The organism is Shewanella sp. 433, from assembly GCF_059338565.1.
In genome coordinates this window covers 318,035-333,578 of record NZ_CM181703.1, presented here as the reverse complement: position 1 = coordinate 333,578, position 15,544 = coordinate 318,035, and the positions used below count along the sequence as shown (strand labels likewise).

Sequence of the window (15,544 nt, the reverse complement as noted above, 5' to 3'; positions counted from 1 at the left end):
ATCATTTACCTTAATTAAAGAGGAGTTTCATCATGGCTAAGACATTCACTTTTGCAATACTGCACTTTAGCGTTGCCTTTACGATTACTTACCTATTAACGGGTAGCTTAGTTATTGGTGGCGCGGTAGCCCTTATTGAGCCAGCGGTTAACACTGTGGTGTTTTATTTTCATGATAAGGTATGGAGACGAATAGAAAATCGTCGTGCAATGCCATTAGGCCTAAGTAGTTACTGTCCTTCCTAGCATATACTGTACCAAATCACAGTCATGAACCAACCCGCCTCATTGTATGAATAAAAGCAAAAGCCTCCCAAAAGGAGGCTTTTGCTATCGGTTAACCAATCACTATCGTGAATCGATTTTATTACTCAACCGTGACCGACTTTGCCAGGTTACGTGGCTGATCCACATCGGTGCCTTTAATCAGTGCCACATGATATGACAGCAACTGCAACGGAATGGTGTAGATCAGTGGCGCCATAAACTCATCACAATGAGGAATAGGGATCACCTTCATGGTGTCGTCTGACTCAAATTCAGCATCTTTGTCGGCGAACACATACATTAAGCCACCACGAGCACGCACTTCTTCCACGTTTGACTTAAGCTTTTCCAGTAACTCGTTATTAGGTGCCACCACTATCACAGGCATATCGGCATCGATAAGCGCTAGCGGGCCATGCTTAAGCTCACCCGAGGCATAAGCTTCGGCATGAATATAAGAGATCTCTTTTAGCTTTAGCGCCCCTTCCATCGCGATGGGATACTGATCGCCACGACCTAAAAAGAGTGCGTGATGCTTGTCGGCAAAGTCTTCCGCCAGTTCGGCAATGGCATCATCTAAGCCCAGTGCTTGCTCCACTTTGGCAGGCATAGATTGTAGGCTCTGGGTGATTTTTGCCTGCATCTCGTCAGACATCCCATTATGACGACCAATCACGGCCGTTAACATCAGCAATCCGGCTAACTGCACGGTAAAGGCTTTGGTTGACGCAACGCCAATTTCGGCGCCCGCTTTCATCATGTAAGCCATATCTGATTCACGCACCAAAGATGAACCCGGCGCGTTACAGATGGTCATGGTGGCTTTATAACCCATCTCTTTAGCCAAGCGCAGTGCAGCAAGCGTATCGGCCGTTTCACCCGATTGAGAGATAGTCACTAACAAGCTATTGGGGAACAGGTGAGACTTACGGTAACGGAACTCAGAGGCGATTTCGACGTTGCATGACACCCCCGCCCAATCTTCAAGCCAATAACGCGCCGCCATGCCGGCGTGATAACTGGTACCACAGGCGATGATCTGCACGTGTTTAATGTCTTTTAAAAACTCTGCAGCATTGTCGCCAAACGCCGAGTCCAATACCTGACCACCAGCAATACGGCCTTCTAAGGTATGGGCAATCGCACGTGGCTGCTCATAGATCTCTTTGAGCATGTAGTGACGGTATTCGCCTTTATCACCCGCATCATGAGTCACTTCAGACTCTTTCACTTCGCGCTCAACAGGATTACCGTCAATATCGAAAATTGAGACTTGGCGTCGAGTCACTTCGGCCACATCGCCTTCTTCTAAGAAAGCAAAAGAGCGGGTCACAGGTAACAGTGCTAGCTGATCGGAGGCAACAAAGTTTTCGCCTAAGCCATAGCCTATCACCAACGGACTACCAGAACGCGCCACGATCATGCGCTCAGAATCACGACGGTCAATCACCACAGTGCCGTAAGCACCTTCTAGCTGTTTTACCGTTGCCTGTACCGCTGCCAATAAGGTGTCGTGCGACTTAAGCTCGTGATGCACCAAGTGACAAATCACTTCGGTATCGGTATCAGAGGTAAATACGTAGCCTAAGCCTTTTAGCATTTCACGCAGTTTATTGTGGTTTTCGATAATGCCGTTATGCACCACGGCAATGTCGCCAGATGATTGATGTGGATGGGCATTACGCTCACTTGGCTCACCATGGGTTGCCCAGCGAGTGTGGGCGATACCTGTGCCGCCCGCTAATGGCGTTTGCTCTAACGCACTAGAGAGCTCCTGTACTTTACCCACGCGGCGCGTACTCTTGAGCTCGCCATTGTGGATAACCGCCACACCGGCTGAGTCATAACCGCGGTATTCGAGACGACGTAACCCCTCGACCAAAATTTCTGCAACATCCCGTTGCGCTACTGCGCCAACAATTCCACACATAATGTTTTCCTACACGCTAATCTTAAGGTTTAAAAATAAAAGCTAGTTTGAGTAAGGGGCTAAGATCACTTCAACGCCTTGCTCGGTAATTTTTTTAACCACCGCGGTATCAATGCGGTCGTCTGTCACCAGCACGCTTATCTGTTGCCATGCCAGCTCTAAATTCGGTATTCGTTTGCCAATTTTATCTGAATCAACCATCACGATAACGTCGCGCGAGACTTCGGCCATCACTTTGCTCAGGCCCGTCAATTCATTAAAAGTGGTGGTACCACGCTCGAGATCGATGCCGTCAGCGCCGATAAACAGTTGGTCAAAGTTATATGAACGTAATACCTGTTCGGCAACTTGTCCTTGAAAGGATTCAGAGTGCGGGTCCCAGGTGCCACCGGTCATCAATAATGTCGGTTCGTTTTCCAACTCATGTATGGCATTGGCCAATTGCAGCGCATTGGTCATCACCACTAAGCCACGCTTATCATTAAGCTGCTGCACTAAACCAGAGGTCGTACTGCCACTGTCAATAATGATGCGGTTATGATCTTTAATTAATTTAGCCGCTGCCGCGGCAATGGCTAATTTATTGGGTGCAACCTTGGCACTAAAATGCAAAGTAACTTCATCGGGAATGGCAACCGCGCCACCGTAACGGCGCAGTAAAAGACCGGTTTTTTCTAAAGCGGCTAAATCTTTACGAATGGTAACTTCAGAGGTATCGAAACGTAACGATAACTCATCAACGCTCACTTCACCTTGCTCATTGAGGATGGCGATAATGCTATGTCGACGCTGTTGAGTGTTGCGTTTATTCATAAAAGTGGCTGCTAAGTTTCGTTTCGAAAGCCGATTATAATGAAACGAAACTTTTTTGCCAGACTTGAAGCTTAAAAAATGGCAAATGCCTTAAATAGCAAAAAGCCTCTATCCGATAAGACAGAGGCTTTTATATCATCACTATGAGCTTATGTTAAAATTTAGCTTCTAATGCTAGGCTGAAATGACGCCCTTCACCAACCGTGACATCGGTATTAGTACCGCCAGCTAGGTAGTCGGTATCGAATAGGTTTTTCACATTGAGTCGCACATTCATGTCGCTGCCAAAGATATCCATACTATAAGCCGCGCCCATATCAAAGCGTACGTAGCTATCTTTGCTGATGCTATTGCTGGTATTGGCAAAACGCTCACCCACATAGATAGCACCGAAGTTAAACGCTAGATCATCAGTCATTTCATAACGAGTCCAGACGTTTGCCGACCACTCAGGAGCATCAACAGGAGTCTTACCATTCAAGCTGTCAGCAGCTGGACGAACATTCTCGGCATCCAGATACATCATTGAACTGGTTACAAACCACTGTTCACTGACTTGACCCTGCGCTCCCATCTCAAAGCCTCTATGGCGCTGCTCGCCGCTTTGGGTGGTAATGGTTTGCTTATCGACACTAGCGATAACATCAAGCTCTTCGGTTACCGTGACGTTAGAGACTGTGATATCAAATACGGCTCCCGTCAGTAGTAAGCTGCCATCAAATAGCTCCCACTTAGTACCGATTTCGTATTGCTCACCATACTCAGGATTAAGGTTCATCTTATCGTTAACATCTTCGGCATCGTTAACTTGGCCTTGTGGTGTGAAGCTCTTAGAGTAGTTAACATAGATACTGCCATTATCCATTGGCGAGTAGATCACGCCAAATTTTGGCGATACGGCATAGCTATTATTACCGCCACCGTCTTTTTTCTGCTCGTCATAACGCACACCCGCCAATACTTGCCAGTTATCGTTAATGCTGATCAAGTCTTGGATATAGAAACCATAGTGTTTGTAATCACTTTCATATTTAGTGTCATCTCTATGGTAATCAAGATCGGGTCTGGCAAGCGGCTGACCCGGCATCACCATCTGGCCTTTAGGTCCAGAGTCTTTCAACTGACCGTAATAGTAATCCAGCATATTGGCGCCGATTAAGAACTGATGCTCAAAACTGCCTGTACTGAATTTACTCGTGATATCAACAAAGCCAGTTTTGTGCTGCCAATCGTCGTATCTATCAAATGGGCTGACTGTGTAGCCGTCTTGGAATGGGTTTTCAGAGCCCTTTACTAAGCTAGGTGATGAGTCTAGGCGCTGACGATTAAACTGCTGGTCGTTATAACCGGCTTTAACTTTCCAATCATCATTGATGTGGTAAGTCAGTTCGGCGCCCAAGTTAGTAATAGTATTGTCGGTAAACGCCCACGGCATATCCCAGATAATGTCACGGCCACCAATCAACTCACCGTCACGGTTTAACCAACCACCACGGTCAATACCGGTTTTATCTTGGGTATGATCATATTTGAGTGACAACAGAAGGTCGTCGGTAATATCAAATTCTAGATTTAGATAACCTAACCAACGGTCACGCTCTTGATTAGTGTCATCCTGATAGTCACGCCAGTATTGTGTATCTTGCTTAACCAACACAGTGCGATAGCGCATAGTTTGAGCTTCGTTTAAGCTACCGCCAGCATCGAGTTGTACGCGGGTAGAGCCGTATTCATCAGTATCGAAACCGACCTCAAACATGGTGTCATAGGTTGGCTTTTTGGTCACCATGTTGATCAATCCACCAGGACCAGACTGACCATATAGCATACTAGATGGACCTTTGAGCACTTCAACCTGCTGCAATGTCTCGATAGGCTGCACATAGTGAGACCACTGTTGATGGCCATTGATCAAATAACCTGAACCTGAAGACAACTCAAAACCACGAATATTAAACACTTGGCGGTTCCATTTCTCACTACCACCAGTGACACTTGAGTCATTCACCAATACTTCAGAAAGGTTAGTTGCTAACTGCTCATCAGTGACAAAATCAGGGATGACGGCAACAGACTGAGGAGTATCCATTAAATCAATATCGCCACGCATGGCGCCAGAAGCAACACCCACTTTATAATCGTTAAAGGTACGGCCGGTAACCGTAATACGTTCTATGTTAGCATCGGCAGTAGTATTATCCGCTTCATCAGCTGAAACTGACACACTGGCTAATGCAGCTATAACCGCTAAACCTACACTCGAGTATTTAAACGCAGCGCCCTTGATTGACATAACAACCCCATAACTAAAAACGACAACAGAAAAAGTTGCGCTAAATATAAATGAGAATCGTTTTTATTTAAGTTTCTTTACATCTATTTACATTGCAAGGTGAGCCAGTTCAATTTATTGCGCCTTAGCGGTTAAATTTCATGCACTTCAATGAGCTAGCAATAAAAAAGCGACCCAGTAAGGTCGCTTAATTGTGGTATTCAACTCCAAACTTAATACCGTGTTTTACTTCTTTAGCTTAACGGGACGAGTCCAGCCGCTTAAGTGGCGCTGCTTAACACGAGTAATAACGAGCTCATCGGCCGCTACATCACGGGTTATGGTCGAACCCGCGCCCAATGTTGCGCCCTTACCTATGGTAACAGGCGCTACAAGCTGAGTATCACTGCCGACAAACACATTATCTTCAATCACAGTAAGATGTTTATTGGCGCCATCATAGTTACAGGTGATGGTGCCGGCACCGATGTTCACTCCCGCGCCAATCTGCGCATCGCCAATATAAGCTAAATGACCCGCTTTAGAGCCTTCACCTAACACGGCTTTTTTCATCTCAACGAAATTACCAATATGAGCATCACGTTTAAGTTCGGCGCCGGGGCGCAAACGCGCAAAAGGTCCTGCACTGGCTTTTTCGCCAACAATGGCATTTTCAACAATCGAATAAGGTTTGATTTCCGCGTTATCGGCAATGTCGCAATCAATTAAAATCGCGCCTGCGCCAATGGTCACATTATTACCTATGGTCACTTTACCTTGGAATATCACATTCACATCGACCATCACATCCATACCCACGCTAACATCACCGCGAATATCGATACGAGCTGGATCTCTAAGATTTGCCCCTGCTAGCATCAGTTTTTCAGCGGCGCGCGCCTGATAAGCACGTTCAAGTTGGGCTAACTGTACGCGGTTATTAGCGCCTTCCACTTCAATAGCCGACTGCGGTTGGGCTGTGGTAATCGCAACCCCATCGCGATGAGCCATAGCCACGATATCGGTAAGGTAGTATTCACCTTGCGCGTTATTCGATGATAATTGACCCAGCCATTCTTTTAACTGTTTACCTGGCGCTGCCATAATACCGGTATTCACTTCATTAATGGCTAACTGCTCGGCATTAGCATCTTTTTGCTCGACAATGCCGACGACTTTACCCGCCTCACGCACGATACGACCATAGCCCGTTGGATTGGGCAGATTAACAGTCAAAATAGCCAAACCATTAGCTTCGCGGGCTGCAAGCAACGCCTGAAGAGTCGATGGCTGAATCAAGGGCACATCACCGTATAAAATCAGCACGGTATCGTCATCATTAATATTGTCGTTGGCTTGCGCCACAGCATGACCGGTACCCAGTTGCTCGGCTTGCAGCACCCAGTTAAGTTGCTGCTCACCTAAACTGGCTTGCAGCTTATCGGCACCATAGCCATACACCAGCTGAATGGTATCGCTACCCACATTATGCGCGGTATCTATCACATGTTGCACCATGCTTTTGTGGGCAATCGGGTGAAGAACTTTAGGAAGATCTGAGCGCATGCGGGTTCCCTTGCCTGCGGCCAAAATCACTACATTCAGTGCCATGGGTTATCCTTGAGCTAATGCTGGTTTAAATAATGAGGTCAATTTTTTGTGGGGGTGATTTTAATGGATTGAGCATGTAAAAGCGAATGACGGGCTCATTAAAACGTCGCTCATTGTTAACAGTTAAAAAGTCACGCTTTTATCCGTGGTTAATATCCATTGGGCTAAATCATCCATAGTGGCAACCTGGCAACCTTCAATCACCGCTAATTCACCAAAGCCACGAGCCTGCATACAGGAGCCACAGAACTTCACCTCACTACCTTGGGCGATAATAATTTCTAGCATCTGCTGAATATTGTAACCCTCATTGGGGTTTTGTTTAGGCAGTACTGCGGTGATGGCATCTGACAATAAGAAGAGCTTTACCTTTGCTGGTGGTGATTCTTGCTCATTGAGCTGTATTGCCAAGCGTAAAGCATTAAATAAGCGTTCTGAACCATAGGGGGCGTCATTAACAATTATAAGCACGTGCAGCATTGGAGCTCTCTTCAACCAGAGATAAATAGCCAAATAGTAACAGTATCAGTGTAATGAAAGATCTGTATCTGTCACGTTATAGCGGTTCCCATCAACTGATTTTAGATACAAAAAAGGCGCCCAGAGGCGCCTTTTATAATCAAACAATAACCTTATCTGGCAATGTTCTTTTTGATGGTTTCTACAACGCGCAATTGAGCGATAGCCTGAGCTAATTCAATCGCTGCAGCGGCATAGTTTAAGTCTGCACCAGCATCAGCCATATGGGCTTCTGCACGACGCTTGGCTTCTACAGCTGCCTGCTCATCAATCTCTTCGGCACGCAATACCACGTCAGCCAATACGGATACCGAAAAAGGTTGTACTTCCAGGATACCACCTGAAAGATAGAACACTTCTTCTTTACCATCTTGCTTGACGATGCGCGCCATGCCAGGTTTGATAGGTGTAAGCAAAGGAGCGTGACCTGGCATAACACCTAAATCACCTTCACTACCAGTTACCTGTAGGTGTGCTACAAGACCTGAAAAGATGCTACTTTCTGCACTTACAATATCAAGTTGTACTGTCATGGCTGCCATCCGTTCTCCTTAAAATACCAAGCCTAGGGCCCGATTATTTTTTGTTAGCTCGCTCGATAACTTCGTCGATAGAACCAGCCATGTAGAACGCTTGCTCTGGAATGTGATCAAACTCACCTTCCAATAGTCCCTTAAAGCCACGGATAGTGTCTTTTAGAGAAACGTACTTACCTGGAGAACCGGTGAATACTTCTGCTACGAAGAATGGCTGAGAAAGATATTTTTCAATCTTACGCGCACGAGATACAGTGGTCTTATCTTCATCAGATAATTCGTCCATACCTAGGATCGCGATGATATCTTTAAGCTCTTTATAGCGTTGTAGTACAGTCTGTACACCACTAGCTACGTCGTAATGCTCTTGGCCAACAACCAATGGATCTAGCTGACGTGAAGTCGAGTCCAATGGGTCAACCGCTGGGTAAATACCTAGCGAAGCAATGTTACGTGACAATACAACAGTCGCATCTAAGTGAGCGAAGGTTGTTGCTGGTGACGGATCCGTCAAGTCATCCGCAGGTACGTATACCGCTTGAACTGAAGTAATAGAACCAGTTCGAGTTGAAGTAATACGCTCCTGAAGAACACCCATCTCTTCAGCCAATGTTGGCTGGTAGCCTACTGCTGATGGCATACGGCCTAGCAGTGCAGATACTTCAGTACCCGCCAAGGTGTAACGATAGATGTTATCGACGAACAATAGTACGTCTTTACCTTCATCACGGAACTTTTCAGCCATAGTCAGACCAGTCAGTGCCACACGTAGACGGTTTCCTGGAGGCTCGTTCATTTGACCATAAACCATGGCCACTTTATCGAGAACACCAGATTCTTCCATCTCGTAGTAGAAGTCGTTACCCTCACGAGTACGCTCACCTACACCAGCGAATACTGACAAACCAGAGTGTGCTTTAGCGATGTTGTTAATCAGTTCCATCATGTTAACTGTTTTACCAACACCCGCACCACCAAACAGACCGACTTTACCACCCTTAGCAAACGGACATACAAGGTCGATAACCTTGATACCTGTTTCTAAAAGCTCAGTAGTGCTTGATTGATCTTCGTATGAAGGCGCTTCACGGTGAATTTCATAACGCTCTTCTTCACCAATAGGACCCGCTTCATCAATAGGTTGACCTAGTACGTTCATGATACGGCCAAGAGTTTTCACCCCAACCGGAACAGAAATAGGTGAACCTGTATTTACTACCTCAAGACCACGACGCAGACCATCTGAAGTACCCATAGCGATGGTACGAACTACACCACCACCAAGTTGCTGCTGAACTTCCAGCACCAAGCCTTCACTTTTGATCTCTAGAGCGTCATAAACCTGAGGTACGGCATCATGTGGAAACTCAACGTCCACAACCGCGCCAATTACTTGGACAACAGTACCTGTGCTCATGATTAATCCTCTAAAACTTGTATTCGTTACCCAGCCTAAACTGCAGCGGCACCAGAAACAATTTCCGACAGTTCTTGCGTAATCGCAGCCTGACGGGCTTTGTTATAGACCAACTGCAAGTCATCGATAAGCTCACCAGCATTGTCTGTCGCAGCTTTCATAGCAACCATACGGGCTGCTTGCTCAGATGCGATATTTTCGACAACACCTTGATAAACTTGAGATTCAACATAGCGAACCAATAGTTTTTCCAAAATTTCTTTTGGATCTGGCTCGTATAGATAATCCCAATGATGAGAAATCTCATCGCTATCCGACTTAGGCAAAGGTAGCAGCTGTTCGATCACAGGCGTCTGGCTCATGGTATTAACGAACTTGTTAAATACCACATACAGACGATCTAGCTTGCCTTCGTTGTAAGCTTGTAGCATTACGCGTACTGTTCCGATCAGGTCAGCGAGCTTTGGAGCATCGCCTAAACCCGAAGCAGAAGCAGACACTTTACCGCCAAAGCTATTGAAGAATTGTACGCTGCGTGCGCCAATAGGGCAGAATTCAACTTCTGCACCGGCTTCACGTTGCTTCTTCACGTCTGCGATAACCTTTTTGAAAAGGTTAACGTTCAGACCACCACAAAGACCACGGTCGGTTGACACTACAATGTAACCAACACGCTTAGCCTCTCTCACTTCCAAATAAGGATGCTTATATTCGAGAGAACCTTGCGCCACGTGACCGATCACCTTACGCATATTTTCTGCATATGGACGGCTCGCTGCCATGCGTTCCTGCGCTCTGCGCATTTTGCTGGCTGCAACCATTTCCATCGCAGATGTGATCTTCTGAGTGTTTTGAACACTCGCGATCTTGGTTTTAATCTCTTTAGCGCCGGCCATCTTTACTCTCCAATCTGGACCTGAGGTGCCTTAAGACACCTCTGGGTCTTTACCAGGTTTGGGTTTCTACGAACTTGTCGAGGCCAGCCTTCAGACCAGCTTCGATGTCGGCGTTATAATCGCCAGTCTCGTTGATAGTCTTCATTAGGTCAGCATGCTCGCTGTTCATGTAAGAGAGCAAAGAAGCTTCGAAATCACCGATCTTTTTAAGCTCAACAGCCTTTAGGTAACCTTTTTCAGCTGCGAAAATAGACACAGACTGAGCAGCTACGCTCATTGGCGCGTATTGCTTTTGCTTCATTAGTTCGGTAACACGCTCACCATGCTCAAGCTGAGCACGAGTTGCATCGTCAAGATCAGATGCAAACTGAGAGAACGCCGCAAGCTCTCGATACTGTGCAAGTGCAGTACGGATACCGCCAGACAGTTTCTTGATGATCTTAGTCTGCGCCGCACCACCAACACGAGAAACAGAGATACCTGGGTTAACTGCTGGACGTAAGCCCGAGTTAAATAGGTCAGTTTCAAGGAAGATCTGACCATCGGTAATCGAAATTACGTTGGTCGGTACGAATGCAGATACGTCACCCGCTTGAGTTTCAATAATCGGCAGTGCTGTTAAAGAGCCTGTTTTGCCCTTAACTTCGCCTTTAGTGAACTTCTCAACATACTCAACGTTTACACGTGAAGCACGTTCTAGTAGACGTGAGTGAAGATAGAAAACGTCGCCTGGGTATGCTTCACGTCCAGGAGGACGCTTAAGTAGCAATGAGATCTGACGGTAAGCAACTGCTTGCTTAGACAGGTCATCATAGACGATTAGTGAGTCTTCACCGCGGTCACGGAAGTATTCACCCATTGAACAGCCAGAATATGGCGCCAAGTATTGTAGTGCAGCAGCTTCAGAAGCGGTTGCAACCACAACAATGGTATTAGCCAATGCGCCGTGCTCTTCAAGTTTGCGAACTACGTTAGCAATGGTAGAAGCCTTTTGGCCTACTGCTACGTATACACACTTAATGCCAGAGTCTTTTTGATTGATAATGGCATCGATCGCTAGCGCTGTTTTACCAGTCTGACGGTCACCAATTACCAATTCACGTTGTCCACGACCGATAGGGATCATAGAGTCAACGGCTTTATAACCAGTTTGCACTGGCTGATCTACTGACTTACGTTCAATAACACCTGGTGCGATAACTTCAACAGGAGAGAAACCATCGTTGTCGATAGGTCCTTTACCGTCGATTGGTTGACCCAATGTGTTGACTACGCGGCCTAATAGACCACGGCCAACTGGAACTTCCAAGATACGACCAGTTGTTTTAACTTTTTGACCTTCAGCCAAATTGGCATAAGGACCCATAACTACGGCACCGACAGAATCACGTTCTAAGTTCAACGCGATTGCGAAACGGTTACCAGGCAGTTCGATCATTTCACCTTGCATCACATCGGCTAGGCCGTGGATGCGGATGATGCCGTCACTTACTGCAACGATAGTACCTTCGTTGCGAGCTTCACTAACGACTTCGAACTGCTCGATCCGCTGTTTAATCAGATCGCTGATTTCAGTGGAATTCAGTTGCATGCTCAAACTCCCAATTACGACTGCAGCGTATCAGACAGACGGTTTAGTTTACCGCTGACCGAGCCATCAATGACTAGGTCGCCTGCCGTGATAATTACACCAGCGACTAGGCTGGCATCTACGCTACAATTCAGCTTAACTTTGCGTGTGAGACGTTTCTCTAGAGAAGCACCGATTTGCTGTTGTTGCTCTGCGCTAAGCTCAGTGGCAGAAACAACATGTGCTTCAACCTCTTTCGCCCACTCATTGCGGAACCCTTGGAAGAGTTCACATACGGCAGGAAGTACTTCCAAACGACCGTTTTCAGCCATTACCTTTAACAGGTTTTGACCTTGCTCATTGACCTGCTCACCGCACACTTTAATAAAAAGTTCTGCAAGCTGGTTACTGGCTAATGCGCCAGACAGTAGCGGCTTCATCGTCTCGTTTTCACTGACTTGAGCTGCAAAACTAAGCATTTCTGCCCAGCTTTCTACTGCGTCTTTTTCAAGAGCAAAGTCAAACGCTGCCTTTGCGTAAGGACGAGCGATGGTGGTTATTTCAGCCATAACTCAACTCCCTTATCAAATTTCAGCAACTAGTTTATTAACTATGTCACTGTGGGCGGCTTCATCAATCGAACGCTCAAGGATTTTCTCTGCGCCAGCGATGGCTAGAGAGGCGACTTGCTTACGCAGGTCTTCTTTCACGCGATTACGTTCAGCTTCAATTTCTGCTTTACCCTGAGCGATAATTTTTTCACGCTCAGCGTCTGCTTCGGCTTTGGCCTCTTCGACAATCTGAGCTTTGCGCTTATTAGCTTGCTCAATGATTTCGTTAGCAGTTGCCTTAGCTTCTTTTAGTTGGTCGGTGGCTTTCGCCTGTGCCAACTCAAGGTCTTTTACAGCACGATCAGCATCAGCTAGACCGTCGGCTATCCTTTTTTGGCGCTCTTCGATGGCATTCATCAAAGGGGGCCAAACAAACTTCATGCAGAACCACACGAAGATAATAAAGGCAACCGTCTGACCGATTAGGGTAGCGTTGATATTCACAACAGCCTCCTAGTTAGATTAAAGACAGAAGCGTTGATTACAGCATTGCACCCAGTGGGTTAGTAAACAGCATAAATAGTGCAATACCTACACCGATCATGGTTACAGCATCCAATAGACCAGCAACAATGAACATCTTAACTTGTAGCATAGGAGCCATTTCTGGTTGACGCGCAGCGCCTTCCAAGAACTTGCCACCTAGTAGGCCGAAACCGATAGCGGTACCTAGAGCACCCATACCAATCAGTAGAGCAACAGCGATAGCTGTCATGCCTAATACAGTTTCCATCTCTATCTCCAGTATTCTAAATCTTTAGTTAGTTAGTGATTTAGCTTAAAAAAAATTTCTTCAGCAACCCTTAATGATCTTCATGTGCCATGCTGAGATATACGATCGTCAGCATCATGAAGATAAACGCCTGCAGAGTGATAACTAAAATATGGAAGATTAACCAACCTAGTTGTAATGTCACACCTAGGGCAGATAACGCCATGTTAGCACCATACATCAGCGCAATAAGGATGAAGATCAACTCACCTGCGTACAAGTTACCAAATAGACGCAATGCCAATGAAATAGGCTTAGCGATCAGAGTAACTGACTCTAATAGGAGGTTGACGGGTATCATTGCCTTATGGTTAAAAGGCTGTAATGTCAATTCTTTAACAAAACCTGAAATGCCCTTGACCTTGATGCTGTAATAGATAATCAGCACAAACACACCAATAGCTAAGCTGAAGGTGATATTTAAGTCAGTAGTTGGCACAATTTTCATGTATGGGATACCAGCAGCAGCTGCCAGTGATGGAATCCAGTCAACTGGAATCATATCCATGAAGTTCATCATGAATACCCACATAAAAATAGTTAGCGCCAACGGAGCAATAACAGGATTGCGGCCGTGGAAGGTCTCCTTCACACTAGAGTCGACGAATTCAACGATCATCTCGATAAAGCATTGAAGCTTACCGGGAACACCTGTCGTTGCTTTCTTGCCAACACTGCGGAATAGCCACAAGAATAGAACACCAAGCCCAACCGAAAAGAACAACGAATCAATGTGCCATGTCCAGAAGCCTTCGCCAACCTGTAAGTTGGTAAGGTGGTGCTGGATATAGCCCTGCGGTGTTAACGCTTCACCAGTTGCAGCCATGATTCATCCCACTTAACTTTGCTTGAAGTATAAAGGAGCTGTCCAATGTACGAATAAGGTAGCAACATAACAAACGAAAAGCGGCATAAATACGACTTTAAGATTGATAAACACTAACGAAAACATAGCAATGGTTAACAGCAACTTTACCGCTTCCCCCCAGTAAAAAGTTTTCATAACTTTTCCTGCTGAACTTGCTCCCGTGTGGGAAAAAGCGAGGGTCGCGAATACAAAATTAGGGAGTACAGCAATTGCACCGCCTGCTAACGCAGATAGTCCAAACTGAGCTCCCCACACGGCGAAAAAGACAATCGAAACACCCCCAGCCATCGCCGCCTGCATCATCACCAACTTATAGGCAGACCACCGGCCACGACGTGCTAAAACCTTGCTCAATTCATCTTCTCCGCATTCATACTTTTTGTTTCTATGACCGGACTACAAATATCCGTTCACTGACGAGGTACAAAAAGCTTGCGAAAGTATACCTTTTCGCACATTCAAAGCAAGTTTAAGGTAGGGAAAATCGAGACTTTTCGCGTGATCTACGCCAAAAGTCTAAAAGAGGAAGATTAACAGATGTCACAAAATTACATAATATTGCGTTAACTTGTAATAATTAGCGGATTTTTTCAATAATCCCATCTAATTCAGCCAAGTTTTGATAGTTAATTACCATTTTACCTTTACCCTTTTTATTATGAGTAATAGAAACTTTGGCACCTAACTTTTCAATTAACTGGCTCTCTAAGCGGGCAACATCCTGATCTTTTGCTGGCTTATCGATGATTTCAGGTGGATTTAAGGTTTTATTAACTAAACGTTCAGTTTCTCGAACAGTTAGCTCTTTAGCACTCACTAATCTAGCCAGTGTCGTTTGCTCATCGCCAGAGACGGCAAGTAACGCTCTAGCATGGCCCATATCGATATCACCATACTCAAGCATGCGCTTTACTGGCTCGTTTAGGCCATTCAAGCGTAATAAATTTGATACAGTAGTACGCGACTTTCCTACAGCATCGGCAGTTTGCTGATGGGTGAGGTCAAATTCTTCAATTAAACGATTTAACGCAATCGCTTCTTCCATCGCGTTGAGATCTTCACGCTGAATATTTTCAATTAATGCAATAACAACAGCCGACTCATCAGGCACCTGTTTAATGATACAAGGCACTTTGTCTAAGTTAGCTAATTGAGACGCACGCCAGCGACGTTCACCGGCAATAATTTCATATCCTTGCTCAGAAACGCGGCGCACAACGATGGGCTGAATAATACCTTGATTACGAATCGATTCAGCAAGTTCGTCTAACGCTTCGGGTGACATATCTTTACGAGGCTGATACTTACCCGGTTGCAGCAAGTCTACGGCAATCATCTTTAGCTCTTCATGGCTGTCACTGCTGGTATCTTTAGAAGCCATATTGCTAGCCGCTGCATGGCTAGTGCTTAATAGCGCATCTAACCCTTTGCCTAAGCCACGTTTTTTCGGTGTCATCAATTTT

16 protein-coding genes are annotated in these 15,544 nt (G+C 45.8%); 1 reads left to right on the top strand and 15 read right to left on the bottom strand.

The window, feature by feature from the left end; translation table 11 throughout:
• Positions 1-32: 32 nt before the first annotated feature.
• The gene (locus AC5YB1_RS01590) at positions 33-245 is read left to right on the top strand and encodes a DUF2061 domain-containing protein (RefSeq protein ID WP_494520456.1); all 213 of its coding nucleotides are present in this window, start codon (positions 33-35) and stop codon (positions 243-245) included.
• A 121-nt stretch (positions 246-366) separates the two neighbouring features.
• On the opposite strand, the gene glmS is transcribed toward AC5YB1_RS01590, so the two are convergent.
• The 15 genes from glmS to AC5YB1_RS01515 form a co-directional block, all read right to left on the bottom strand.
• Complete coding sequence (glmS, locus tag AC5YB1_RS01585; RefSeq protein WP_475515374.1) at positions 367-2,196, bottom strand: glutamine--fructose-6-phosphate transaminase (isomerizing); 1,830 nt, start codon at positions 2,194-2,196, stop codon at positions 367-369.
• 42 nt (positions 2,197-2,238) lie between these two features.
• Positions 2,239-3,009, bottom strand: coding sequence for a DeoR/GlpR family DNA-binding transcription regulator (locus AC5YB1_RS01580; protein ID WP_494520455.1), 771 nt, complete (start codon positions 3,007-3,009; stop codon positions 2,239-2,241).
• 154 nt (positions 3,010-3,163) lie between these two features.
• Positions 3,164-5,302 carry a TonB-dependent siderophore receptor gene (locus AC5YB1_RS01575; RefSeq protein ID WP_494520454.1) on the bottom strand — a complete coding sequence of 713 codons (2,139 nt, stop codon included), beginning with the start codon at positions 5,300-5,302 and terminating at the stop codon, positions 3,164-3,166.
• A 225-nt stretch (positions 5,303-5,527) separates the two neighbouring features.
• Positions 5,528-6,892 carry a bifunctional UDP-N-acetylglucosamine diphosphorylase/glucosamine-1-phosphate N-acetyltransferase GlmU gene (gene glmU, locus AC5YB1_RS01570; protein WP_494520453.1) on the bottom strand — a complete coding sequence of 455 codons (1,365 nt, stop codon included), beginning with the start codon at positions 6,890-6,892 and terminating at the stop codon, positions 5,528-5,530.
• A 123-nt stretch (positions 6,893-7,015) separates the two neighbouring features.
• On the bottom strand, positions 7,016-7,372 hold the full coding sequence (locus AC5YB1_RS01565; protein WP_494520452.1) for a DsrE/DsrF/TusD sulfur relay family protein: 357 nt from the start codon (positions 7,370-7,372) through the stop codon (positions 7,016-7,018).
• Positions 7,373-7,524: 152 nt separating this feature from the next.
• The gene (locus AC5YB1_RS01560) at positions 7,525-7,953 is read right to left on the bottom strand and encodes a F0F1 ATP synthase subunit epsilon (protein ID WP_494520451.1); all 429 of its coding nucleotides are present in this window, start codon (positions 7,951-7,953) and stop codon (positions 7,525-7,527) included.
• Between the two features lie 34 nt (positions 7,954-7,987).
• The gene (atpD, locus tag AC5YB1_RS01555) at positions 7,988-9,364 is read right to left on the bottom strand and encodes a F0F1 ATP synthase subunit beta (protein WP_494520450.1); all 1,377 of its coding nucleotides are present in this window, start codon (positions 9,362-9,364) and stop codon (positions 7,988-7,990) included.
• Positions 9,365-9,399: 35 nt separating this feature from the next.
• Positions 9,400-10,260 (bottom strand): F0F1 ATP synthase subunit gamma, encoded by an 861-nt coding sequence (atpG, locus tag AC5YB1_RS01550; RefSeq protein WP_494520449.1) that lies wholly within the window; start codon positions 10,258-10,260, stop codon positions 9,400-9,402.
• 49 nt (positions 10,261-10,309) lie between these two features.
• Positions 10,310-11,851: a F0F1 ATP synthase subunit alpha gene (atpA, locus tag AC5YB1_RS01545; RefSeq protein ID WP_494520448.1), complete on the bottom strand. Its 1,542-nt coding sequence runs from the start codon at positions 11,849-11,851 to the stop codon at positions 10,310-10,312.
• A gap of 14 nt (positions 11,852-11,865) precedes the next feature.
• On the bottom strand, positions 11,866-12,399 hold the full coding sequence (gene atpH, locus AC5YB1_RS01540) for a F0F1 ATP synthase subunit delta (protein ID WP_494520447.1): 534 nt from the start codon (positions 12,397-12,399) through the stop codon (positions 11,866-11,868).
• A 15-nt stretch (positions 12,400-12,414) separates the two neighbouring features.
• Positions 12,415-12,885 carry a F0F1 ATP synthase subunit B gene (gene atpF, locus AC5YB1_RS01535; RefSeq protein ID WP_494520446.1) on the bottom strand — a complete coding sequence of 157 codons (471 nt, stop codon included), beginning with the start codon at positions 12,883-12,885 and terminating at the stop codon, positions 12,415-12,417.
• Positions 12,886-12,922: 37 nt separating this feature from the next.
• Complete coding sequence (gene atpE / locus AC5YB1_RS01530; protein WP_011639455.1) at positions 12,923-13,174, bottom strand: F0F1 ATP synthase subunit C; 252 nt, start codon at positions 13,172-13,174, stop codon at positions 12,923-12,925.
• Between the two features lie 70 nt (positions 13,175-13,244).
• Complete coding sequence (gene atpB, locus AC5YB1_RS01525; protein WP_494520445.1) at positions 13,245-14,039, bottom strand: F0F1 ATP synthase subunit A; 795 nt, start codon at positions 14,037-14,039, stop codon at positions 13,245-13,247.
• A gap of 12 nt (positions 14,040-14,051) precedes the next feature.
• On the bottom strand, positions 14,052-14,435 hold the full coding sequence (locus AC5YB1_RS01520; RefSeq protein ID WP_494520444.1) for an ATP synthase subunit I: 384 nt from the start codon (positions 14,433-14,435) through the stop codon (positions 14,052-14,054).
• 223 nt (positions 14,436-14,658) lie between these two features.
• Positions 14,659-15,537: a ParB/RepB/Spo0J family partition protein gene (locus AC5YB1_RS01515; RefSeq protein ID WP_494520443.1), complete on the bottom strand. Its 879-nt coding sequence runs from the start codon at positions 15,535-15,537 to the stop codon at positions 14,659-14,661.
• Positions 15,538-15,544 lie beyond the last annotated feature (7 nt).